Below are 22,026 nucleotides of genomic sequence, written 5' to 3'. Positions count from 1 at the left end.
CCACAAGATGGTGCTGTAATAGGGGATCTCTGGGTTTAAAATGGCGAAATCACTGGTAATAGTCGAATCACCGGCAAAAGCAAAAACCATTAATAAGTATCTGGGCAATGACTTTATCGTCAAGTCTAGCGTGGGTCATATTCGGGATCTACCTACGAGCAGTAGCAAAGATAAAGCTAAGGCTACCGATAAAACGCTTAGTAAAGACGAAAAGGCCTACCAAGCCTTGGTTGATCGAATGGGTATTGATCCCGAGCATGGCTGGAAAGCACGCTACGAAATTCTGCCTGGCAAAGAAAAGGTTGTGAAAGAGCTTAAAACGCTGGCTGATAAAGCCGATATCGTTTATCTCGCAACGGACTTAGACCGTGAGGGAGAGGCCATTGCATGGCATCTTCGTGAAATTATCGGTGGCGAAGAAAGTAAGTTTAAACGCGTGGTGTTTAATGAAATAACAAAAAATGCCATTACTCAAGCCTTTGAGCAGCCAGGTCGGCTTAATGTTGACCAAGTTGATGCACAACAAGCTCGACGTTTTCTTGATCGCGTTGTCGGCTTTATGGTTTCACCGCTGTTATGGAAAAAGGTCGCCCGTGGTCTATCTGCTGGCCGTGTGCAGTCAGTGGCTGTGCGCTTGGTGGTTGAACGCGAGCGTGAAATCAAAGCCTTTGTGCCAGAAGAGTATTGGAGCATTGACGCGGACACCGTTACGGCTTCTAAACATGCCTTACAGTTAGCGGTCAGCAAATATCAGGGCAAAACGTTCTCGGCGGTAAACAAAGCGCAAGCTGATCAAGCTCTGTCGTTATTAAATAAAGCCCAGTATCAGGTTTTAGATCGGGAAGATAAGCCCAGTAGTAGCAAACCTCAAGCGCCGTTCATTACCTCGACATTGCAGCAGGCGGCCAGTACACGGCTGGGTTATGGTGTGAAAAAAACCATGATGTTAGCGCAGCGGCTATACGAAGGCGGGCATATTACCTATATGCGTACCGATTCGACCAATTTAAGCACAGAAGCTGTGGCAAATTGTCGTGATTATATCGAGCAAAAATTTGGTAAAGCCTACCTACCTGCTGAACCTATCAGTTATGGCAGTAAAGCGAATGCTCAAGAAGCGCACGAAGCTGTACGTCCTTCTGAAGTTACGGTGCTTGCGTCTGATCTTACTGATATGGAAGCCGATGCCAGAAAATTATATGAGCTTATCTGGCGGCAATTTGTTGCCTGCCAGATGCCTGCTGCGCAATACGACGTAACCAACATTACCGTTGCAGCGGGAGATTTTGAATTAAAAGCCAAAGGTCGCGTGCTACGTTTTGATGGTTGGACTAAAGTTCAGCCAGCGATGAAACGCAAAGGCGATGAAGATAATGAGTTACCGGATGTGCGCACCGGTGAACAACTTACTTTAAAAGAGCTGCACGGTGCGCAGCACTTTACTAAGCCGCCAGCGCGTTTTAGCGAAGCCAGTTTAGTTAAAGAGTTAGAAAAACGCGGTATTGGCCGGCCATCGACGTATGCTGCTATTATTTCGACTATTCAAGAACGTGGCTATGTTCGGGTGGAGAATAAACGCTTTTATGCTGAAAAAATGGGGGAAATCGTTACCGATCGTTTAGTTGAAAACTTTGATGATCTGATGAATTATGATTTTACCGCCAATATGGAAGTGAAACTCGATGATATTGCCAAAGGGCAGTTAAGTTGGCGTAAAACGCTTGACCAGTTTTATCAGGGCTTTACCAGTAAACTGAAAACCGCTGAGCTTGACCCGGAAGAGGGCGGGATGCGGGTTAATCAGTTCGTGTTAACCGATATTGAATGCCCTACCTGTGGTCGTAAGATGGGTATTCGTACTGCATCTACAGGAGTGTTCTTAGGTTGCTCAGGCTATAACTTGCCACCAAAAGAGCGCTGCACCACCACGATGAATTTAGTCTCGGGTGAGGAAGCGGTTAATGTTACTGACGATGAACTTGAAACAGAAGTGCTTCGCCAGAAGAAACGTTGTAGCAAATGCGGCACAGCTATGGACAGCTACTTGATTGATGAGCAACGTAAATTGCATGTCTGTGGTAATAACCCTGAGTGTGATGGTTATCAGGTTGAGGCCGGGCAGTTTAAGTTGAAAGGCTACGAAGGCCCTGAAATTGAATGTGATAAATGTGGCTCGCAAATGCAGCTGAAGTCGGGTCGTTTTGGTAAATATTTCGGTTGTACCAATGCAGACTGTAAAAACACCCGTAAATTATTACGCAGCGGTGAAGCAGCGCCACCAAAAGAAGATCCTGTTCATTTAACTGAATTAAAGTGCGAAAAATCGGATACGTACTTTGTGTTGCGCGATGGTGCGGCCGGTTTATTTTTAGCCGCGGCAACCTTTCCTAAATCTCGCGAAACCCGAGCGCCGCTAGTGAGTGAGCTTAAAACATTCCGTGACCGTATTTCACCGAAGTTTTATTATTTGGCTGATGCGCCTGCTAAAGATAAAGCCGGTAACCCTGCTATTGTTCGCTGGAGTCGAAAGACTAAACAACAATATGTAATGACCGAACATGAAGGCAAAGCCACAGGTTGGGCGGCATGGTATGAAAACGGTCGCTGGGTGGTCACAGAGAAATAAGCTTTAGATGCTTAGCGTGATAACATAGGCACTAAAACGTTCAATGGATAAGCACAAATGGTAAGGCCTTGGCCTTACCATTTCTTTTTGGGAGCAAAGAGCTCATCGAGATCTTTGTTATCTTTATCATTACGATCTGCGGCGTCTTTGGCATTACCGCTTTTTAATGCTGCGGTTATTTCAGCTAACTGCTGCTGAACTTCGGCTTGACGCTGGCTAATATAGTCATTTTGTTGATTGGATGCTGCGAGTAGTTTTAATGCTTTTTCATAGTATTGCCGAGAAGAGCCAATCATATTATTGGTGAGAGCACTCTTACCGCGCTTAATTTGTGTTTCGACAGTGATACGTAATTGAAACAGATCAAGACGTGCATCCTCGTCTACCACCAGTTGAGTTTCCACTTTACCTCGAGCGTGCTCTGCTCTGAGCATGGTTCTTAGCTTTTTAATAGCTTTGAACATCGCGATACATTGCTGATCATCATCAGGTAGGCTGATATTGTCTGCAACAGCGCCCGTATTATTTTTCAATTCTTCGATACGGTTTTCAGTATCTTCTAAGCGCTGGCGTAATTCCCGCTGATCGGGTTCGAGCTGTTTCATGGCTTTTAACAAATAGCTGACCCTGCGCATCAGCATTAAGGCAATACCGTTAGACATCGGCACATTCGTAGAATTAAACAAAATTTCTTCTGTTTCTTCTAGTGCGTGACGCAATTTAGTGAATTCAGCACGTTTTAATTTTTGAATTTTTTCTTTATGCTGCTGCACCACATTGACTGTAATGGCGATAATCACCAGTGCTAAGATTAGCGTGATGATTAGGGAAAATACCATCGATACCTCTGCCTTATAGTTTTCGGTGTGTTAAGCCGCTGTTTTGCTTGCGTAGCCATAAGTCTACGCGTCATTATTCCGTTCGGCTTGACAAAATCTAGCTTAGACTAGCAAAAATCGCACCATAAGCCAGCTATTTTTAGCCAGCAAACGCAGCTATTTGCTAAAACAAAATGTTATAGATAGTGCTATTATACAAAATTATTGGAATATTTGGGCTATCCAGATTGTTGACCGTTACCGGGTAAGGAAGTCAATTAATGAAATTGCAGCAACTGCGTTATATTGTCGAAGTGATGAATCATAACCTTAATGTTTCTTCTACGGCAGAAAGTTTATTTACCTCACAGCCCGGTATCAGCAAACAAGTACGGATGCTAGAAGATGAGTTAGGCATTCAAGTATTTGGACGTAGTGGTAAACACTTGACGCACGTTACACCTGCTGGTCGCGAAGTGATCGAAATAGCCCAGCAAATATTGGCCAAAGTCGACAATATTAAAGCCATCGCCAAAGAGCACACCTTACCCGATCAAGGTAAACTCAATATTGCGACGACACATACGCAGGCCCGCTATGCGTTACCTCCGGTGATTGGTAATTTTATGCAGAAGTTTCCCAAGGTCTCGCTACATATGCACCAAGGTACACCTCAGCAAATTTCTGAAGCTGCTTCACGTGGTGATGCCGACTTTGCCATTGCCACTGAAGCGCTGCACTTATACCACGATCTGGTTATGCTGCCTTGTTATCATTGGAATCGCAGTATTATTGTTGGAAAAGATCATCCCCTTGCGCAACTGGACCACAAAGTACAAATTGAAGATGTAGCCCGTTTTCCTATCGTCACTTATGTTTTTGGTTTTACCGGGCGCTCAGAGCTCGATCGCGCTTTTGCTGCGAAAAATTTAGAGCCGCATATTGTCTTTACCGCTACCGATGCCGATGTCATTAAAACTTACGTGCGTTTGGGTCTGGGCGTTGGCGTGATCGCTTCAATGGCGATTGACCCGAACTTAGACAAAGATTTAGTCGTGATCGAAGCAGGGCATTTATTTGAAGCGTCTACTACCAAAATTGGTTTTCGAAAAGGCGCATTTTTACGCACCTATATGTATGAATTTATTGAGCGTTTTGCGCCACACTTAACCCGTGATGTCGTGGAAAAAGCCAGTGCTTTGCGTACTCAAGAAGACATTGACCGGATGTTTAGTAAGTTTGTGCTACCGATCCGCTAGTTGAAATTCTTGCTGCAAGATGGCCTGAGTAAAGTGACTCTTCAGATAAAAACCCCGCGGTAAAGTTTGGATCGGTTCGCCATGCGCACCGATCGCTTTTGTTAGCGCTTTGCTATCGGCTGCCTTAGGCCGTAATTGCAAGGCCTTACCGTGAGCCCCTCGAATATTAGCGATACCGCCAAGGCTAATTAATTCCATTAACTCTTCCCAATCTTGTTGCAAAATAGCAGCCTGTTCAGCATTGGGTTGCCATAAAAAACCTTGGCCTATAATTCGCTGATGCAGGGGAAGTTGTCGCTCAGCCAGGATGGGCAACCATAATACTCGCTGTAATTTCTGACAAACCCAAGAGTCCGCCCAATGTTGACCAATGTTACCCGTTAATGGCGCCACACAAACATAGGTACTCTCCAGTGGTTTGCCGCTGTGATCAATGGGCAGTGTTTTTAATTCAATGCCTAACTCTGGAAAATCAGGTAAAGCCTGTGAACCTGCGCTCGCCCCTAAGGCTAATTCCATGAGTTGACCGACCCAGCCTTTATCTTTACGGAGATCTTTGGGGACCGGTTGCGATAATTCTGCTGCTAATTGCCCCAGCGTTAAACCGGCGATACGTTGGCAGTTAGTCAGTAGTTCGGCAGTAGATTGTGGTTTTGCAGACATGTTGCGCTATTTTGAACATTACTGCTTTTACCCTAGCATTATTTAAGGCTTTTGGCTGTTTAAAAAGGCAGCAAACCGACTTATGCACAAAAGTATTTGGTATTTCGAAAGCGCCAAATATAATTAATTGCATGAAATATATAGAGAAAATGGCAAGGTTTTGTTTGAAGTTATTTGCGGGTTTCGAGTTATTAAGTGGCTAACTGGGGCTTAGTCACAGCTTTATGCACAGCATCTGTGAAAAAGCTCACATTCGCGCACTGCTTGTTGCGTTATCTGTGGATAACTTATGGGGTGTGATTGAAAAATACCGTTTGCCGCCAAGACGACTTTGTGAAAGAATCCTCTACATAGCAGATTTAACATCGCTTGAGGTTTGTGTGATCGATGCCGAGGGTTTCCGGCCCAATGTCGGCATAGTGATTTGTAACACCCATGGACAGGTGTTTTGGGCGAAAAGATATGGTCAACATTCCTGGCAATATCCACAGGGTGGCATTGATGACGGTGAAACACCGGAAGAAGCCATGTTTCGCGAATTGCATGAAGAAGTTGGGCTTCGGCCTGAAGATGTGGAAATTATTGCGACAACCAAACACTGGTTACGCTATAAGTTGCCGAAACGGCTGATCCGCAAAGACAGCAATCCTGTGTGTATTGGACAGAAACAAAAGTGGTTTTTACTGCGTTTGATCTGTCGGGAAGAGGATGTCAATCTGGCGAAAACCAGTCATCCGGAGTTTGATAGTTGGCGATGGGTCAGTTATTGGTATCCGGTACGGCAGGTGGTTTCCTTTAAACGGGAAGTGTATCGCAAGGTTATGAAAGAATTCGCTCCGGTCGCTTTGCCGTTTGTTCGCCGGGACAGTATAAAACGAAAAACTTGAAATAAAACCTGCACGTGAAATGAGGTTACTATGCTAGGCCAGCTGCGGCGAATTGTTCAGGATGTGGCACAAGAGCCGATACTAAACAAAGCTATGGCTGGCTTGGTTAGCAGCGTTAAGCATGCCTTGGAAACCGAGTGTTGCTCGGTTTATTTGGCAGATTATAAGCAACAACATTTTATGTTGATGGCCACTGACGGCTTAAATCAAGATGCTGTGGGTAAAGTGGCTATTGGTTTTTCCGAAGGTCTGATTGGCTGGGTGGGGCAGCGTGAAGAGCCCATTAATCTAGCACAAGCTCATTTACACCCTCGCTTTAAAGTCACTCCTGAAGTCAGTGAAGACAGTTTTTCGGCCTTTTTAGGTTGCCCCATTATCCATCATCGCAAAGTGCTGGGTGTATTAACCATTCAGCAAGCGGCTGAACGGGTATTTAGCGAAGATGAAGAATCCTTTCTGGTAACACTGGGCGTGCAACTTGCTTCGGTGTTAGCTAATGCTGAAATGCGTGATGCGGCGACACGAATTTCCCCTTTTAGCCAGCAAGGCTCACAGTTTCATGGTTTACCTGGTTCTCCCGGGATGGCCATTGGCGAAGCCTATGTTGCGCAGCCGGCCAGTGACTTTGCTGCTATTTCGTTAAAGCGCGCCGAAGATCCAGAAAAAGAATTAGCCTTGTTTTATCGGGCCGTTAAAATCACCAAAGCCGAATTTAATCGTTTAGCAGAGCGCATGTCGAGCCATTTACCGGCCGATGCATTAGCTATTTTTGATGTCTATCATCAGCTTCTTGACGCTGCCAGTCTGGGGCGCGAAATCGAAATTCAAATTACCGATGGTTGGTGTGCCAAAAGTGCTTTAAAACGCGTGGTAGAGCGTTTTGCCCGGCAGTTTGATGACATGGATGACCCTTACCTGAGAGAGCGCGGTTTAGATATTCGTGATCTGGGGCAACGGGTGCTCAATAATTTATTGGATACCGAACAACGCCGCGCTAAATTACCCGATAAAGTGGTATTGGTGGCTGATGAAGTTACGGCGACTATGCTGGCCGAAATTCCACGTGAGCAATTAGTTGCTGTGGTTTCACTGCGAGGCTCCGTAAACTCGCATGCCGCTATTATGGCTCGCGCTTTAGGGATCCCAGCCGTGATGGGGGTAAGTGAGTTACCGTTGTTGCACTGGCATGCGCAGCGCGTGATTGTAGATGGCTACCAAGGTCATATCTTGTTATCCCCTTCTGAAGCACTCTGCCATGAATATCAGCGGCTTATCACTGAAGACGTTGCGCTAAATGCACGTTATATGGAAGAAATTAGCTTACCATCGGCTTCAAAATGTGGTGAGCAATTTAAGTTTATGGTGAACTCGGGGTTAGCCGTTGAGTTAGAAAATGTCCACGCCCAATACACGGATGGCGTGGGGCTTTATCGCACAGAATTTCCATTTATCATTCGTGACCAATTTCCGACAGAACAAGACCAAGTCGATTTATATGCGCAAGTGCTGGGCAGTTATCCCGGTAAAACCGTCGTTATGCGCACGCTCGATGTCGGTGGGGATAAAGCACTGCCTTATTTCAGTATTATTGAAGAGAACCCCTTTTTGGGGTGGCGCGGTATCCGATTAACCCTAGACCATCCAGAGATTTTCTTGGTGCAAATTCGCGCCATGATCCGCGCTAATATCGACCATGATAATTTGCATATTTTACTACCGATGATTTGCGATTTGCACGAGGTGGATGAAGCCATTCGTTTGGTGAAGCAAGCTTGTTTTGAGTTAAGTGATGAGTTAGACATCACTTTACCGCTGCCAAAAATTGGCGTGATGATTGAAGTGCCCTCAACCTTGTATTTGTTGCCAGAGCTTGCGGCGAAAGTTGATTTTTGCTCGGTGGGTACTAACGATTTAACCCAGTATTTGTTAGCTGTTGATCGCAACAATGCACGAGTAGCGAATTTGTATGATGCCTTGCATCCGTCGGTACTTCGTGCGTTATACCGTTTAGGGCAAGATGCTCAGGCGCTCCACTTTCCTATTAGTATTTGTGGTGAGTTGGGTGGCGAGCCCGCCGGGGTATTGTTACTGGCTGCAATGGGCTTTCGGCGCTTTAGTATGAACAGCAGTAATTTAGCGCGCATAAAATGGTTGTTACGGCGGGTTGAGTTGGCCGAATTACAGCAACTACTTACAGAGGTGCTGCAGTGCCATTCACCCAAACAAATACGAGCAGAAGTGCAACGCTTTTTAGAGCAAAAACAGTTGTTAACTAAGCTTAGAGCCTAAATATCCCAGCCTGATAATCTAATTTCATTGTAAAGTCACTGCCAGTGCAGTCGTCAGTAATTAAGGAAGTTTATGACAAGTTCGGCAATACCCTTTCCTAATCTCGATCCGGTTTTACTCGATCTGGGGCTGGTTAAAATTCATTGGTACGGCATGATGTATTTGTTAGCCTTTGGTTTAGCCTATTGGCTGGCGAATCGTGCTGCAGCTAAACCGGGTTCAGGTTGGAACAGCGAACAGGTTAGTGATCTGTTGTTTTACGGTTTTGTGGGGGTGCTGTTAGGCGGTCGTGTTGGCTATATTTTATTTTATAATTTTGCCACTGTGCTCAACGATCCCTTGTATTTATTTCGGATCTGGGAAGGCGGCATGTCATTCCATGGCGGTTTAATCGGTGTACTAACTGCGATGGCCTTGTTTGCACGTAAGTATCAAAAAGCTTACCTAGCGCTGGGCGATTTTGTGGCGCCTTTGGTACCACTGGGCTTAGCGGCTGGGCGAATTGGTAACTTTATCAATGGCGAATTGTGGGGCCGTACTACTGATGTGCCTTGGGCGATGGTTTTTCCGGGCGCTGGTGCGTTGGGCCGACACCCATCGCAGCTTTACCAAGTGGCGTTAGAGGGCCTATTACTATTTATTGTTATTCTAATTGTGCGACGCTTGCGTCCACCTGTTGGTGTGGTCGGTGGGGTCTTTTTGTTAGGTTATGGTTTGGCACGTTTTACCGTTGAATTCTTCCGTGAGCCTGATGCACACCTGGGCTTATTATCACTTGGTATGACCATGGGGCAATGGCTTTGCTTACCCATGATGTTAGCCGGCATCGGGATTATGGTGTTTTCGTTCAAGCAAGGCAGAGCGTCAGGAGTGAGTAGCCAATGAACCAGTATTTAAAACTTTGCCAGCGTATTATTGATGAAGGGGTTTGGGTTGATAACCAACGCACGGGTACCCGCTGCTTAACGGTGATCAATGCTGATCTTGAATACAATGTCGCTGCGAATGAGTTTCCGTTATTAACCACGCGTAAAAGTTACTATAAAGCCGCCATCGCCGAATTATTAGGTTATCTTCGTGGTTATGACAATGCTGCGCAGTTTCGCGAACTGGGCTGTAATACCTGGAATGCGAATGCCAACGAAAATGCAGCGTGGTTAAATAATCCCGCCCGCAAAGGGGTTGATGATTTAGGCCGTGTTTATGGCGTGCAAGGGCGGGGCTGGCAGAAGCCTGATGGCTCGCGCTTAGATCAGTTACAAAAACTCGTTCACAACTTATCGCAAGGGATCGATGATCGCGGCGAAATTTTGACTTTTTACAACCCTGGTGAGTTTGAATTAGGCTGCTTACGGCCTTGTATGCACACGCATACCTTCAGTTTACTTGGCGATACTTTATCACTGACTTCTTACCAGCGCAGCTGTGATGTGCCTCTGGGTCTGAACTTTAATCAAGTACAATGCTTTGTGTTATTGGCTTTAATCGCGCAAATTACCGGGCATAAGCCTGGCAAGGTTTATCATAAAATCGTTAATGCGCATATTTACGAAAATCAGTTACCACTATTAAAACAGCAGCTACTCCGTGAGCCGTTCCCGCTACCGAAATTACACCTTAACCCCAATATCAAAACACTCGCCGATATTGAGCAATGGGTCACTCCTGATGACTTTACCTTAGAAGGCTATCAATCGCATCCAGCCATTAAATACCCGTTCAGTGTTTAATTGCTAAACCTTGCTATGGCTTTGGCGATAGCAGGCAAACAGCATAACGCTGTGCATTGGCAGCGTTATGCATAATGCCGAGCAGTTGAGTATTTAGCATAACGCGATTTGCTTAACTAACTTAACTTGGCGTAATGCTGAGTTATTTTTTAGTCAAAGTCTGTATGGTGCGGCAATAACATCTCGTCGTCTTAAATCACACCTAGCGATAGTCGCAACTTCACACTTATTGTCAACAAGCTCTGGTATTTCGCTTAATACACCTTAGCGTCAAGAACCCAACTTAATTTCTGGCGTGGTTTTTGCTTTAAAACAGTAATCGACCAGGATGAGGTGATCATGAAATATCTTCTTGCCAGCGCATTATTGCTGCTGCTTTGTGGCTGCGCGCAAAAAGCAGAGCCTGAACCCACTGTCAAAATGCCATTGCGGCAAGTTTCTGCCGTCGGCTTAAGTGCGCGGCCGCTGGATTTTTATACGCATCGTTTAGCACAAACACTGTTTGCGTCGATCAGTAGTGAGCACTTTCGCAGCCCGTTGGCGGTCAGCAGTTTTCTACCGACACGACAACTTAGCCTGGCGCAATTAAGTGAGCAAGAAATTGATTTAGCGAATCAACTTGCTGAAAGTATGCTTAGCGAAGCGGTGCAACGAGGTTTTGTCGCTGTAGATCTGCGCTTACGCCAAGAATTGTTATTGCAAAGCGATCATGAACAAGCGCTATCTCGGCAGATATCGGCGTTACGCCAACAGCATGGTGCCAGAGCATTATTAACCGGCACCTATACCGTGCAAGAAGATGGTTTAGTGGTTAATGTACGTTTGATTGAGCTGGATAATCAACAAGTGATCGCCGCTGCCACCGATTTTGTGCCACACAATGTGATGTGGAGCCCAGATAAAATACAAAAACGCGGTAATTATTTATTCCGTAGTGATCGGATCGGAGAGAAACCATGAGAGCTTTTGTTATCAGTGCTGTTGTTGCCTTTAGCTTAACCGCTTGCGTGCAACAGGCCAGCCAACAGCCGAAAATTGTGCCAGAGAATGCGGTGACGATGCGGGGAGAGCTGGCTCGAGAGCAGCGCATTGCTAACCAACAAGCCTTTGAACCGCAATCGGTCACACAACACTATCGGCAAACCCCCGTGGTAACGCTGGATAATTATGCGCGTAATTTAGTACAAGAGTTGATGACCAATCACCATAATGCCGATGAGAATGCGATGGTGGCGGTAACCGATTTGGCGTTTATTGATACCGATTTACAGCAAGGTTCTGTGTTTACCAATCATCTTAGCGAAGCGATTATTTACGATTTGCATTTGTTTGGTGTGCCAGTATTAGATTATAAAGTTACGGATTATATTCGTGTCACCCCACAAGGTGATTTCGTACTAAGCCGTGATTTTAATGAGCTTTCTGCAGAGTTACCGATTAAGTATGTTGTGACCGGCACCGCCACGCTGCATCAAGCTGGCATTATGCTCAATGCGCGTTTAATTCAAATTGATAGCAAAAGAGTGATCTCTGCGGCGCGAACCTTTGTGCCTGCAGCAGTCTATAATGCCATTTTGCAGCAGCATGGCGATGCCACATTAAAATTAAAGCAGGGTTAACCCCTTTGGCGCTAAAGAAAGACTTGCATGGGTCGATAAAGAACTGACATGCTATGTCAGTTTTTAGGAGAACGCCATGATAAAGAAGAACCTGCTGCTGCTCAGTTGGGCAGCGCTGTTGCTGGGCTGCCAAACGCATCATCAAAGTCAGCAAGCTTACATACCTTGCGATACCAGTGGTCATTGTAATTCTGAGGTGCGTGCGCCATCTTATGGTGCAGAGCAAAGCAATACGATTCGACCTGAGCCGTCAGCTAAAGCAATGAATACTGATCGGCAGCAAGGCTGGTCAGTACCTTATCAATATGTCACCAGTTTACAATCGAATAAGCAGCTCAACGATTATGTGGCGCAAATGGCGATGCAGCTTGTCGAGAACTTTCATTATTTCCCAACAGAATCTCGCATCGCGGTTGCCTCTTTTGTCGATTTAGATGGTGAGTTAAATCGAACTAACATCGTTGGCAATCAGTTAGCAGAAGGCTTTATTCACCAATTGCAGCAATTTGGTTTGCAGGTAGTCGATTTTAAAACCACGCGCGATATCCAAATTACCCGAAATGGCGATTTTGTATTTAGTCGTGATCACGCAAAACTCGATATGCTGCAGCAAATTGATTTTGTTTTATCGGGTACGATGATCTTCACGCCACGCGGTATCATGGTTAATGCGCGCATCATCAATTTTCACAGCAAGGTCGTGGCCGCCAGTTCGCAATTGCTCATTCCACACTTTGTCATCAGCTCCCTTTATCCGGGCATTACCCGTTAAACATTGCCAGCCTCGAGGGCTGGCGTTGTTATCACTCTGTTTTCTCAATCGAAACTGGCATCTGCGTCTTGCTGCGGTGTGGCTAAGGCGGCTTGGTCCGCAGTCAGCGGCATGGCACGTGATTGCTGGTTAATCTGATATAAACGCTCAGTATTGGTTAGATCTTGCGAGTTTTTAATGCTAGCAATGGTTTCGCGATCGGCTAAGAAACTGCGGATATCAGCTAAGATCTCCTGCATTTCTTCAGGGTTATCCTGCATTTCTAAAATATGCCGAGGATGTTCAACATTTTTAGCGCCGCTATCGGCAAAGGTGCTGGTCATAATACGTGAGCTAATGATCCAAGGCGTAAGCGATGAGCGCATCACATAGTTTTCAGAAGAGGTGGAGTCATAGATCCCTTTACCGGTGGTTAACTTACTCTCGGTATAGGTGCCTTCTGATATTATTACAATTACGGACATGGCCCCATAATTGTAACAGTCAAATTCCCCTGTTTATCATAAAAATGCCATTTGCATAGTTGTTGAGACTGAGATAAAGGATCCGGTCGTGGAAAATTAGGGTTTCCACCAGTAGGGACATCACCAATGCCAATGCTAGATCCACCGCCAGCTCCAGTTGCTGCATAAGCTTCGCTTGAATGGAGATTATCTTGAAGTGCAATTATCGCACAAGCACTCAATGACAGACTAAACGTGCTATCCTCAAGCAGGTCTTGAAGTGATAAATTTGATGTTACTCTTGTAAATTCTTTTTCCACTTCTACTGAAATCAAATCTAAAGAGTCATTCCATGATAGCTTAAATGCTGCTCTGGCTGGGTAATAAGTTTGATCACTAGGCCATAAATGATGGCCTGATTCAAAAACATATTTGCTAACCAGCTTGGATTTTTTCTCGTATTCCCAACCTACAGACAGTCCTCCACCGCCAGCTCTATTGGCTTGAAATCCAAATTGATTAAATCGGATATTTTCAAAGTCTTTTTTATAATATCTAGGACTTCTTTGTCTTAATTGGTTGTTAACAGCATTACTCAATTGGGTTTTGAATATTGGGTTCAAAGTCATTCGGATAACTGTGGCAGCGGTGTCCGATTCACAATTTTCAGCGCTAGTGGTTGTGCTGTTAAAAGTACTTGCTGAAAATGCACTTAGAGGCGTAAAAGCCAACTGCAAGTTTTCTTCCTCTGACATTGCTATCTCTTGTAGAGTTTGTTCTTGAATTTCCAATACATCAAAAAAATCTTGTGATATCTCATGTTCTAAATTTGTTAAGGTTGTTGGGTTTGAATTGAGAATCAAATCCCAGTTTGAACTACCTTGGTTGCTGTGAGACATTTGAAATGGATAGGTCGTATTTGTAGCTAAATCAAAGATAATAAATTTTTGGGGCGAGCTATAACAAGTATGTTCATCAATGCTTATCACATCATTATTGCCAGTTGGTACACAATTAACCAATGGAGCACCGCGTGTTCGAGCAATATTTTCAGCTTGCTGTAATGAGCAATTGTCGCAGGCATAACCTTTTATAAATGTTGTTGCAGATGCTGTGCTAAGTTGGGCAAATACAAGTATGCAAAATGTCGAAATAAAGCTTATTTTTTTCATTATAAATCCTTTTAAGTATAAAAATTAAACCTACATAAAAATGTGAGATGTGTAAAGTATTACCATTAATCATTAATTATTTGGTTTTTTTCTGGTTTATGGTAGGCGTCCGGCCATCACATCTTTTATTTGCTGACTGATCACGCATCATATCTTTCACTGTTGCCAACAATGAGAGTTATGTATGCCAGCTTTAAAACAACCCGATATACGTCGGTTCTTTTCCCCCGAATTAAAATGGCAGATCGTCCAGGAATCGAAAGAACAAACCCTTTCAGTATCTCAATTAGCGCGCAAATATGATGTCAATACCAACCAAGTGTTTCGCTGGATCCGAGACGTTAACCTCGGTAATGCATTGTGGGTCAGGCGCGCTAAAGGTGAAGTGAATACGTCAGCGGCTCCCATGCCATTCCTTCCTGTCAGTGTTCGTGCGGTTGACGCGGTGCCGGTGTTACATAAACCTGCTGCAATAACGGTATCGTTTCGTAGCGGTCACCAACTGGTGCTACACGACGCCACGCCGGACATGTTGCACCAACTCGTGGTGGCGTTGTCATGATGATGTTATCGCATGACGTGCGCATTTGGCTGTGTGCCGGTTACACCGATATGCGCAAAGGCTTTGATGGCCTGGCTGCAATGGCGCAGCATGTGCTGCAAAAAGACCCGTTTAGCGGTCACGTATTTGTGTTTCGCGGACGTCGTAGCGACCGGGTTAAATTGCTCTGGTGGGATGGTCAGGGGTTATGTTTATTTTACAAGCGACTGGAGCAGGGTAAATTTGTTTGGCCAAGTGCAAAATCGGGGGCTGTGCATTTAACACAAGCCGAATTGGCGCTGTTACTGGAAGGCTTAGACTGGCGGCCACCTGCCAGAAAAAATAGACCAATAAACGCCGCATAATTGCATTTAATCAATGAGTTAGCTGGATTTTTATGTTATTATGCAGCGCATGAAAACGATGGCATCTTCCTTACCCAATGACCCAAAACAGTTGCAGGAAATTATCCTTCAACTGCAGTCAACGCTTGCCCAGCAGGATACCGTTATTGCCTCGTTACGCCACCAGTTATCCGTATTAAAACGTGCCCGCTTCGGACGTTCGTCCGAGCATATCGATAAGCAAATTCATCAGTTGGAATTACAGCTTGAAGAGCTTGAGATGCAAACTGCAGCCTTACCAAAGCTAGCCGCACCAGCAAAAGAGAACAAAGCCACGCCCCGTCGGCGCGTCTCTCTGCCTGCACAATTGCCGCGAGAAGAGCTTCGTGTTGAAACGGCTTGCCAGTGCCCGGCATGTCAGGGTGCATTAACCCATATCGGTGATGATGTTTCTGAAATGCTGGATGTGGTGCCGGCCTCTTATCGGGTTATCCGTATTGTACGCCCTAAATTCAGCTGCCAGCACTGCGACACATTGGTGCAAGGTGCTGCGCCTGAGCGTGTGATTAAAAAAGGACTGGCCAGTGCTGCATTGCTCACACAGGTGATGGTTGATAAATACCTCGACCATCAACCGCTGTACCGCCAAGCTGAGCGGATGGAACGTGAAGGCATCGACATCGAGCGCTCTACCTTGGCTGACTGGGTAGGACAAACGAGTGCATTACTCACACCACTGGCAGATGCCATTGGTCGCCATGTTAAAGCCAGTTACCACGTACATGCGGATGATACCACCGCACCGACGCTATCACCGGGTAAAGGTCGCACGCAAACAGGTCGTTACTGGACCTATGTCCGCGATGGTCGCCCCTGGGGAGATAGCACACCGCCTGCGGTATGGCTGCAATATAGTGAAGACCGAAGAAGTCTTCATCCTGCGGCGCATTTAAAAGATTACAAAGGCTCACTGCAGGCCGATGCTTATGCCGGTTACAACGAATTATACCAACGGCAAATCACCCAACATGGTTGCTGGGCACACGTGCGGCGTAAGTTCTATGACATCACTCAAAGCGGCCCTTCGCCTTTAGCCGACGAAGCCATTGCCATTATCCAATCCCTCTATGTGATTGAAAAGCAGGTACGCGGCAAACCACCGGATGAACGACAACACATCCGAGCCACACATGCCAAGCCAATCCTTGAGCGCTTCCATGCGTGGTTGCAAACAACCCTACGTACCTTATCGAAAGGCTCGCCGTTATCCAAGGCTATTCATTATGCTCTGAAACAGTGGGAGGCGTTGGTTGCCTATGTGGATAACGGTTATGCTGAGATAGATAACAACAGTGCAGAGCGCTCATTGCGGCCGATTGCCTTGGGTAGGAAAAATTACCTGTTTGCGGGTTCAGTTGCTGGAGGAGAGCGAGCTGCCGTGCTGTACTCAATACTCGGCACCGCTAAACTCAATGGCATCAATCCAAATGACTATCTCACAGCGGTACTCAAACGTATCGGCAATCACCCCATCAACCGTGTCGATGAGTTGTTACCTTGGAATATCGATCTATCCAAACAGTCAGGTGACGCGATTTAAGACACTAAGTGTCCACTAAAGTTAAGTGGACACTTAAATCAGAGCGCTAACCTGTGATCGCCGGACGCTTACGGTTTATGTCTAGAATTATTTTGTGAAAATAAGTAGCGTTTTGAGTGGTTAAAATGGACGTTCAGAAGGGGTGAAACCATTTTTGATGCAGATATCGTGGCTAAAGTAGCTTAATGTTTAAAAGCTTACTGTATGTTCTTATGATGTTATGAAAACTAAAACTAAAACTAAAACTAAAACTAAAACTAAAACTAAAACTAAAACTAAAACTAAAACTAAAACTAAAACTAAAACTAAAACTAAAACTAAAACTAAAACTAAAACTAAAACTAAAACCATCATATAGCGAAAAAAAGCTTATCTTTTGGCTTCGCTGAACGTGTTTCGGTGTCGATCAAAGACTTTGTTTTATTGCGATTTTATCCCCTTTGATAACACAGCTTGATAACACAGAACGGAGGTGTTATCACCTGTGTTATCAAAAAAACCGAATGTTCGCGTATTAACATGAACAAACGTGAACAATAAAATGGTTTGCAGGCCTTGATATTTGCGGGTTTCGTGAACATTTGCGAGCCTTGATAAACACTCTCTTGGCTGCCCCAGCAGGAATCGAACCTGCAATTGCCCCTTAGGAGGGGGCCGTTATATCCATTTAACTATGAGGCAACAGGGCGCAGAGTTTAGCAGAATAAGACCTTGAAGTGAATATTACCTTGCGACCGCTTACGCTGTTGTTTCATCACTCAGTAAGCAGCCTTGATAAAGGCTATCGGCTTTGAAAGCTAACAATATCACCCGGTTGAATATGATTTAACAATTGTTGGCTCGGCGAGGCGGCCCATGCGCCTTCTGGGGTAATATCGGTAATGGTGAGTTGCACAGGGCTATCAAGTAAACGCCGCAGTTCGGCTTGCTGCGGATCGCGCTGAACTTGAATTAAATTAACCTGATCACCCACTTTTAAACCATGGCTACTGCCTAAACCAAGCTGAATGTGTTGTTGTTTTACTTGGCGAATTTGCGCTAACAACGGTTGGCATTGGGTTTGTTCTTGGATATCTTGTGCCACGGTACGGAGTACTTGATCAATCTTTTGGCCATAGGGCATGCGCCAAAATGCCACACTGTGGCTACTGGGTGTGGTGTTATCTTGATCTGGCCAAAAACTGCTGGTGCGGTATTCTTGTTGGTAACGCACTCGTCGCTCATAGGTATCAAACAACACCACTTCTAAAGTAAAGAAGCGTTCGCGTTGGCTGCTTTGCCAAAATTTGCTGGTTTTAGCGCCAAGTGATAAATCTTGAATGGTGGCGAATAAAATAAATTGTTGGCCTTCTGCAAAAAACTGATCGGCAACATTGGCGGTTAATTGAGATTGCGCGATGGGTTCGTCACGTACTTGTAATGCTAAGCCTGGGCCAAAGTCACGCAAATGGCGCGACAGCTGTCGTGTACTGTGTTCACCTAGTTCAAACAACTGGCCATAAATGGCGTCTTGCCGCGCATCTAAATGCACTTGGGTGACCAATAATGGGTTTCGAAAATTAGCCGCACAGCTTTTGGCCATCGGCAAGATATGGGCTTTTAGCGTAATAAACACCTGTTGTTGGCTTTGCGTTTCTGACAGTAGCTGTACTTGTCGCAGCTCCGCGCTCGTGCTAAGCGTAACCGAGTGATGTTGCAAGATCCCTTGCACTACCTGTTGATGGCTTTCTAACTTTGCCCCTGCAAATAAGGTGGCGCGTTGCAGTGCATCTTCAATGGCTGCTCGACGCGCGCTATCTAAATCGCCACGTTCGATACTGGCTTGCCCGGTGGCTTCATACCAGTTGGCGAAAAGCGAACTGCTTTGGCTTAAAGCGGCAAGCCCGAACAAGAGGGTGGATAGAATGCGTATTCTCATAGTCTGCCATCGCTGAATTTATTGATTAGGTGTAAACGCCTATCGGGTTGTTTGTTTAGCGTAAGCTAAGCACCGGCGTTACAACGTATCTACTACTAAGGTACAAGCAAATAATGTGCCGAACTGGATATTTGTAATGACTGGCGTGAATTTTGCTTAAGTTTTGATATCAGAAAAGCGTTGGCTTAGGCAGCGCCCGCTGCCGTGACAGGATGGGTTATTATGATTAAGAGCTTAAGCGTAGTTGTGATCCTTACAACATTAACAGCAGCTTGTGGCCAATTGGCTGATAGACATATTGAATATCAACAAGAAACGCCACTGGCTTTCCCGGTGATCACGGCGCTGGGTGCTGCGCCAATATCAGCACAACCGGGTGCGAGTGACAGCCAGCGTATGTTAATGGCGATGCGTGCTTCCAAATTAGAAGCTTATCGAGAATTAGCTGAGCGGGTTTATGGTCAAAGAATTGACAGCAAAAACACCTTAAGTGCCATGGTCGCGCAAAACGATGTGTTAGAAGCGTCAGTGCAAGGTGTGATCCGCGGTGCGCGGGTAGTGAAAACCTATGCGGTTGAAGATACCTATATTACCGAGCTATCGCTAGATTTTGCCGAAGTATATGCAACCTTGCAGCATACCGAGCCGAAGCAAAGTATTCGCAGTGTACGTTATTTGTGGTGATGGCTAGGCCTATTAAGCGCGGATAATTGCTTAATAAATAGGGTTGGATCAGGCTTTTACGCCACTGCCTTTACTATCTACAGCCGGTTTGCCTTTGTTGGTGTAGGTTAAGCCGGTCTTACCATTCGCCGATAAAATCTCATGCTTTAATCGACCTAGTGTTAACTGGCTGTGTTCTAAAACCTGCTGGTTAACGGCAGTTTGTTGTTTGCACTGCGCCAATAAATCATCCAAAACAGCAATACGCTCATCAAACCAAGATTGTTTGCGTTGCTCAGCCAGGTCTTCAGATTGGCTAAGTGCCTTATCGGTTTGTTCAATTTGTAGCAATAAGGTATTTTTTTGTTCGATGATGTTGTTTAAACGCGGTACATCACGTTCGGTAACCGCTTTAAGTTCATGTTCTAGCAACAACAAAAGCGCAGATAAATGCGCTTGTTGTTGGTTCAGGCAGGTGAGGGTGGCGCTTTTTGCTGTATTCATTAGCGGTCGAATAAATCGCCCTCAAATTGCATGATACGCTTAGCTAACTGCTCAACGTTAATTTTGTATTTGCCTTCAGCAATAGCCTGTTTAATCTTATCGACTTTCTCTTGATCAATACCGCTACTGTTACTGGCCTTTTCTTGCAATTTAGAAAATTGCTGAGCTTGCGGTGTAATAGACACCGAATCTTGCTTTTGCATTGCCTGACTACCGACATTTTGCTGCACAGTAGTTTGTTGGCGCTGCACCAGTTGATCATTTTTATCTGTTTTAACCTGCGGAGTATTTTGCAAGTTATTAATATTAATCGCCATAATAGAACCTCTTCACCTAAACTTTAGTCCTTATGCTTAGGTTAACGGCCGCTACAAAAAAAACTTTAGGTTTATTTTCTAAAATTTTACTTGAACTTGATTAACCCCAACAACCTCTGCTTGAATACTGCGCCCAGATTGCTGGTTTCTCACGGTAACTATAGCACCTAGGGTACCGTCTTGCTGAACCACGCCAGTGGCAGTAACAGATAAACCGCTGTTATTAATTTCTATTGTAACAATATCACCCCGGCATACAAGACAAAGATCCTGAAGGTTGATAATTTGACCAACACTCAGACTGCGTTTATTTTTACTACCAATAATCTCAGCCGGTTGCTGCACAATATTACCCCGAACTAAGCGTCGCTCCCGGCGCTCAATTTCGAGCATATCGGCCGTGATAACCGTTCCTGGAGAAATATTTTGCCGCATCACCACTAAATCAAGATACTCGGTGATCTTAGCTGATATAAACAACTGCCAAGCGACAGGACTGTCACAGCTTAATTGCACGGTGGTTTGGCGTGGATTGTAGCTTGCCGGTAAACTAAATTGCAGGGCATTAGCACATTCTTTATCACCAATCCGAGTATCCAAAGGGGTCACGCTTACCTCAGTATCTGCTGACAGTTCGCTGGCTAAGGTGTCGTTTAACCAATTTTCTGTCAGGGTCGTTAATTGCTCGGGACTATAGCTTGCTAAGGTATTTTGCTCGGCAAAAGCCGATGCACTAAGCGTTAAACTTAAGAACAGTAACGTAATTAAAGCAGTGGTATGACGAAAATTTTCATACTTTTTCATAGGGTTTGTCTATGCTTAATTAACAAAGGGCTATAACATACCTGAATCATATATTGACGCCGATTTTCTGACAGTTGAACTAGTCATGCAAATATCACGCCTAAAGGCTGAAGTAAGGAAACCCAGATGTCCAGTATTCTAGATTCCGTCAACCAGCGCACCCAACTTGTGGGTCAGAATCGATTAGAGTTGCTGCTGTTTAAGCTTGCTGGACGCCAGCGTTATGGTATTAACGTGTTTAAAGTGCGTGAGGTATTGCAATGTCCGCGTTTAACCAGCATGCCCAAACGCAACAAGTTTGTGCGTGGTATTGCGCACATTCGTGGCCAAACCATATCGGTCATTGATTTAAGTTTGGCTATCGGCGGGCGAGAAATTCAAGATCTTTCCACTGCGTTCATTATTATTTCTGAGTATAACCGCTCGGTGCAGGGCTTTTTAGTCAGTTCAGTTGAGCGCATAGTTAATACCAACTGGGAAACCATCATGCCTCCGCCAAAAGGCACTGGTGGTAAGCAAAGCTATTTAACGGCTGTTACCGAGCTGGATAAAGAATTAATTGAGATCTTGGATGTTGAAAAAATTCTCGAAGAGATTTCACCCTCACCGACAATGATCCACGATGAAACGGTGTCGAAAAGCATTGCAACTGATTTAGGCGATCGAGTCATTTTAATTGCTGATGATTCTACTGTGGCCCGTAATCAGGTGAAACGGGCGCTAGAACCTTTGGGTGTAAAAATGCACTTGGTCAAAAATGGCCGCGAAGCGCTGACCTACCTACAACAATTAAGTGAACAATGCCAACATTCGATCACAGAAAAAGTGGGTTTACTAATCTCTGATATCGAAATGCCGGATATGGATGGCTATACCCTAACAGCGGCGGTGAAAGCTGATGTGAAACTGCGACAGTTACATGTGATTTTACATACCTCGTTAAGTGGCGTGTTTAATCAGCAAATGGTACAAAAAGTGGGGGCTGAGGATTTTATTGCAAAGTTTAATCCCGACGAGTTAGCACAAGCAGTGCAAAAATGGCTCCACGTTGAATAAT

22 protein-coding genes and 1 tRNA gene are annotated in these 22,026 nt (G+C 45.1%); 14 read left to right on the top strand and 9 right to left on the bottom strand.

Annotated features, from left to right (window positions below; genetic code table 11):
• Positions 1-40 precede the first annotated feature (40 nt).
• Positions 41-2,626: a type I DNA topoisomerase gene (gene topA, locus ACUJFL_RS13580; RefSeq protein ID WP_445427772.1), complete on the top strand. Its 2,586-nt coding sequence runs from the start codon at positions 41-43 to the stop codon at positions 2,624-2,626.
• 74 nt (positions 2,627-2,700) lie between these two features.
• On the opposite strand, the gene ACUJFL_RS13575 is transcribed toward topA, so the two are convergent.
• Complete coding sequence (locus ACUJFL_RS13575; RefSeq protein ID WP_226752065.1) at positions 2,701-3,465, bottom strand: hypothetical protein; 765 nt, start codon at positions 3,463-3,465, stop codon at positions 2,701-2,703.
• A gap of 260 nt (positions 3,466-3,725) precedes the next feature.
• On the opposite strand from ACUJFL_RS13575, the gene cysB reads away from it, so the two are divergent.
• Positions 3,726-4,703 carry an HTH-type transcriptional regulator CysB gene (gene cysB, locus ACUJFL_RS13570; RefSeq protein WP_226752066.1) on the top strand — a complete coding sequence of 326 codons (978 nt, stop codon included), beginning with the start codon at positions 3,726-3,728 and terminating at the stop codon, positions 4,701-4,703.
• Here the strand turns inward: cysB and mutH are convergent.
• Positions 4,689-5,366: a DNA mismatch repair endonuclease MutH gene (gene mutH, locus ACUJFL_RS13565; RefSeq protein WP_226752067.1), complete on the bottom strand. Its 678-nt coding sequence runs from the start codon at positions 5,364-5,366 to the stop codon at positions 4,689-4,691. The genes cysB and mutH overlap by 15 nt on opposite strands.
• 380 nt (positions 5,367-5,746) lie before the next feature.
• Between mutH and rppH the strand changes: the two genes are divergently transcribed.
• The 7 genes from rppH (at position 5,747) to ACUJFL_RS13530 (ending at position 12,663) form a co-directional block, all read left to right on the top strand.
• On the top strand, positions 5,747-6,253 hold the full coding sequence (gene rppH, locus ACUJFL_RS13560; RefSeq protein WP_226752078.1) for an RNA pyrophosphohydrolase: 507 nt from the start codon (positions 5,747-5,749) through the stop codon (positions 6,251-6,253).
• A 30-nt stretch (positions 6,254-6,283) separates the two neighbouring features.
• On the top strand, positions 6,284-8,542 hold the full coding sequence (gene ptsP, locus ACUJFL_RS13555; RefSeq protein ID WP_445427771.1) for a phosphoenolpyruvate--protein phosphotransferase: 2,259 nt from the start codon (positions 6,284-6,286) through the stop codon (positions 8,540-8,542).
• A gap of 72 nt (positions 8,543-8,614) precedes the next feature.
• Entirely contained in the window at positions 8,615-9,427 is an 813-nt protein-coding gene (gene lgt, locus ACUJFL_RS13550) for a prolipoprotein diacylglyceryl transferase (protein ID WP_306177984.1), read from the top strand.
• Positions 9,424-10,272, top strand: a complete 849-nt coding sequence (locus ACUJFL_RS13545; RefSeq protein WP_445427770.1) for a thymidylate synthase — start codon at positions 9,424-9,426, stop codon at positions 10,270-10,272. The genes lgt and ACUJFL_RS13545 overlap by 4 nt, the downstream gene beginning before the upstream one ends.
• Positions 10,273-10,611: 339 nt before the next feature.
• Positions 10,612-11,232: a FlgO family outer membrane protein gene (locus ACUJFL_RS13540; protein ID WP_226752071.1), complete on the top strand. Its 621-nt coding sequence runs from the start codon at positions 10,612-10,614 to the stop codon at positions 11,230-11,232.
• Positions 11,229-11,891 carry a FlgO family outer membrane protein gene (locus ACUJFL_RS13535; RefSeq protein WP_226752072.1) on the top strand — a complete coding sequence of 221 codons (663 nt, stop codon included), beginning with the start codon at positions 11,229-11,231 and terminating at the stop codon, positions 11,889-11,891. Before ACUJFL_RS13540 ends, ACUJFL_RS13535 begins: the two co-directional genes overlap by 4 nt.
• Before the next feature lie 76 nt (positions 11,892-11,967).
• Entirely contained in the window at positions 11,968-12,663 is a 696-nt protein-coding gene (locus ACUJFL_RS13530) for a FlgO family outer membrane protein (RefSeq protein WP_226752073.1), read from the top strand.
• A gap of 44 nt (positions 12,664-12,707) precedes the next feature.
• Here the strand turns inward: ACUJFL_RS13530 and ACUJFL_RS13525 are convergent, their stop codons facing one another.
• Together ACUJFL_RS13525 and ACUJFL_RS13520 are read right to left on the bottom strand one after the other, a co-directional pair.
• Positions 12,708-13,127 carry a hypothetical protein gene (locus ACUJFL_RS13525; RefSeq protein ID WP_445427769.1) on the bottom strand — a complete coding sequence of 140 codons (420 nt, stop codon included), beginning with the start codon at positions 13,125-13,127 and terminating at the stop codon, positions 12,708-12,710.
• A complete protein-coding gene (locus ACUJFL_RS13520; RefSeq protein WP_226751787.1) occupies positions 13,118-14,278 on the bottom strand; it encodes a hypothetical protein in 1,161 nt (386 codons plus the stop codon). The genes ACUJFL_RS13525 and ACUJFL_RS13520 overlap by 10 nt, the downstream gene beginning before the upstream one ends.
• Before the next feature lie 184 nt (positions 14,279-14,462).
• On the opposite strand from ACUJFL_RS13520, the gene ACUJFL_RS13515 reads away from it, so the two are divergent.
• From ACUJFL_RS13515 to tnpC, 3 genes are read left to right on the top strand one after another with little or no spacing between them, the layout of a single operon-like run.
• Complete coding sequence (locus ACUJFL_RS13515; protein ID WP_445426215.1) at positions 14,463-14,840, top strand: transposase; 378 nt, start codon at positions 14,463-14,465, stop codon at positions 14,838-14,840.
• A complete protein-coding gene (tnpB, locus tag ACUJFL_RS13510) occupies positions 14,837-15,184 on the top strand; it encodes an IS66 family insertion sequence element accessory protein TnpB (RefSeq protein WP_445425056.1) in 348 nt (115 codons plus the stop codon). The genes ACUJFL_RS13515 and tnpB overlap by 4 nt, the downstream gene beginning before the upstream one ends.
• Before the next feature lie 49 nt (positions 15,185-15,233).
• Complete coding sequence (gene tnpC / locus ACUJFL_RS13505) at positions 15,234-16,763, top strand: IS66 family transposase (protein ID WP_445429053.1); 1,530 nt, start codon at positions 15,234-15,236, stop codon at positions 16,761-16,763.
• Between the two features lie 606 nt (positions 16,764-17,369).
• Here the strand turns inward: tnpC and ACUJFL_RS13500 are convergent.
• Both ACUJFL_RS13500 and ACUJFL_RS13495 read right to left on the bottom strand, forming a co-directional pair.
• Positions 17,370-17,444, bottom strand: a tRNA-Arg gene (locus tag ACUJFL_RS13500).
• Between the two features lie 100 nt (positions 17,445-17,544).
• Complete coding sequence (locus tag ACUJFL_RS13495; protein ID WP_445427768.1) at positions 17,545-18,681, bottom strand: flagellar assembly protein T N-terminal domain-containing protein; 1,137 nt, start codon at positions 18,679-18,681, stop codon at positions 17,545-17,547.
• Between the two features lie 222 nt (positions 18,682-18,903).
• Here ACUJFL_RS13495 and ACUJFL_RS13490 point away from each other — a divergent pair, with 222 nt between their 5' ends.
• A complete protein-coding gene (locus ACUJFL_RS13490; protein WP_226751789.1) occupies positions 18,904-19,365 on the top strand; it encodes an LPP20 family lipoprotein in 462 nt (153 codons plus the stop codon).
• A gap of 48 nt (positions 19,366-19,413) precedes the next feature.
• Here the strand turns inward: ACUJFL_RS13490 and flgN are convergent, their stop codons facing one another.
• The 3 genes from flgN to flgA all read right to left on the bottom strand — a co-directional run bounded on the left by flgN (position 19,414) and on the right by flgA (position 20,969).
• The gene (gene flgN, locus ACUJFL_RS13485) at positions 19,414-19,848 is read right to left on the bottom strand and encodes a flagellar export chaperone FlgN (RefSeq protein WP_226751790.1); all 435 of its coding nucleotides are present in this window, start codon (positions 19,846-19,848) and stop codon (positions 19,414-19,416) included.
• The gene (gene flgM, locus ACUJFL_RS13480) at positions 19,848-20,165 is read right to left on the bottom strand and encodes a flagellar biosynthesis anti-sigma factor FlgM (protein ID WP_226751791.1); all 318 of its coding nucleotides are present in this window, start codon (positions 20,163-20,165) and stop codon (positions 19,848-19,850) included. Before flgM ends, flgN begins: the two co-directional genes overlap by 1 nt.
• 78 nt (positions 20,166-20,243) lie before the next feature.
• Complete coding sequence (flgA, locus tag ACUJFL_RS13475; protein WP_445427767.1) at positions 20,244-20,969, bottom strand: flagellar basal body P-ring formation chaperone FlgA; 726 nt, start codon at positions 20,967-20,969, stop codon at positions 20,244-20,246.
• 126 nt (positions 20,970-21,095) lie between these two features.
• On the opposite strand from flgA, the gene ACUJFL_RS13470 reads away from it, so the two are divergent.
• Positions 21,096-22,025: a chemotaxis protein gene (locus tag ACUJFL_RS13470; RefSeq protein WP_226751793.1), complete on the top strand. Its 930-nt coding sequence runs from the start codon at positions 21,096-21,098 to the stop codon at positions 22,023-22,025.
• The last annotated feature ends 1 nt before the right edge of the window (position 22,026 follow it).

The organism is Alishewanella sp. HL-SH05 (assembly GCF_052655985.1).
This window is presented reverse-complemented; position numbering and strand designations above follow the sequence as displayed.

Coding starts and splice junctions, on each gene's coding strand:
- topA (WP_445427772.1), top strand. CDS start 41: ATGGCGAAATCACTGGTAATAGTCGAATCACCGGCAAAAGCAAAAACC.
- ACUJFL_RS13575 (WP_226752065.1), bottom strand. CDS start 3,465: ATGGTATTTTCCCTAATCATCACGCTAATCTTAGCACTGGTGATTATC.
- cysB (WP_226752066.1), top strand. CDS start 3,726: ATGAAATTGCAGCAACTGCGTTATATTGTCGAAGTGATGAATCATAAC.
- mutH (WP_226752067.1), bottom strand. CDS start 5,366: ATGTCTGCAAAACCACAATCTACTGCCGAACTACTGACTAACTGCCAA.
- ptsP (WP_445427771.1), top strand. CDS start 6,284: ATGCTAGGCCAGCTGCGGCGAATTGTTCAGGATGTGGCACAAGAGCCG.
- lgt (WP_306177984.1), top strand. CDS start 8,615: ATGACAAGTTCGGCAATACCCTTTCCTAATCTCGATCCGGTTTTACTC.
- ACUJFL_RS13545 (WP_445427770.1), top strand. CDS start 9,424: ATGAACCAGTATTTAAAACTTTGCCAGCGTATTATTGATGAAGGGGTT.
- ACUJFL_RS13540 (WP_226752071.1), top strand. CDS start 10,612: ATGAAATATCTTCTTGCCAGCGCATTATTGCTGCTGCTTTGTGGCTGC.
- ACUJFL_RS13535 (WP_226752072.1), top strand. CDS start 11,229: ATGAGAGCTTTTGTTATCAGTGCTGTTGTTGCCTTTAGCTTAACCGCT.
- ACUJFL_RS13530 (WP_226752073.1), top strand. CDS start 11,968: ATGATAAAGAAGAACCTGCTGCTGCTCAGTTGGGCAGCGCTGTTGCTG.
- ACUJFL_RS13525 (WP_445427769.1), bottom strand. CDS start 13,127: ATGTCCGTAATTGTAATAATATCAGAAGGCACCTATACCGAGAGTAAG.
- ACUJFL_RS13520 (WP_226751787.1), bottom strand. CDS start 14,278: ATGAAAAAAATAAGCTTTATTTCGACATTTTGCATACTTGTATTTGCC.
- ACUJFL_RS13515 (WP_445426215.1), top strand. CDS start 14,463: ATGCCAGCTTTAAAACAACCCGATATACGTCGGTTCTTTTCCCCCGAA.
- tnpB (WP_445425056.1), top strand. CDS start 14,837: ATGATGATGTTATCGCATGACGTGCGCATTTGGCTGTGTGCCGGTTAC.
- tnpC (WP_445429053.1), top strand. CDS start 15,234: ATGAAAACGATGGCATCTTCCTTACCCAATGACCCAAAACAGTTGCAG.
- ACUJFL_RS13495 (WP_445427768.1), bottom strand. CDS start 18,681: ATGAGAATACGCATTCTATCCACCCTCTTGTTCGGGCTTGCCGCTTTA.
- ACUJFL_RS13490 (WP_226751789.1), top strand. CDS start 18,904: ATGATTAAGAGCTTAAGCGTAGTTGTGATCCTTACAACATTAACAGCA.
- flgN (WP_226751790.1), bottom strand. CDS start 19,848: ATGAATACAGCAAAAAGCGCCACCCTCACCTGCCTGAACCAACAACAA.
- flgM (WP_226751791.1), bottom strand. CDS start 20,165: ATGGCGATTAATATTAATAACTTGCAAAATACTCCGCAGGTTAAAACA.
- flgA (WP_445427767.1), bottom strand. CDS start 20,969: ATGAAAAAGTATGAAAATTTTCGTCATACCACTGCTTTAATTACGTTA.
- ACUJFL_RS13470 (WP_226751793.1), top strand. CDS start 21,096: ATGTCCAGTATTCTAGATTCCGTCAACCAGCGCACCCAACTTGTGGGT.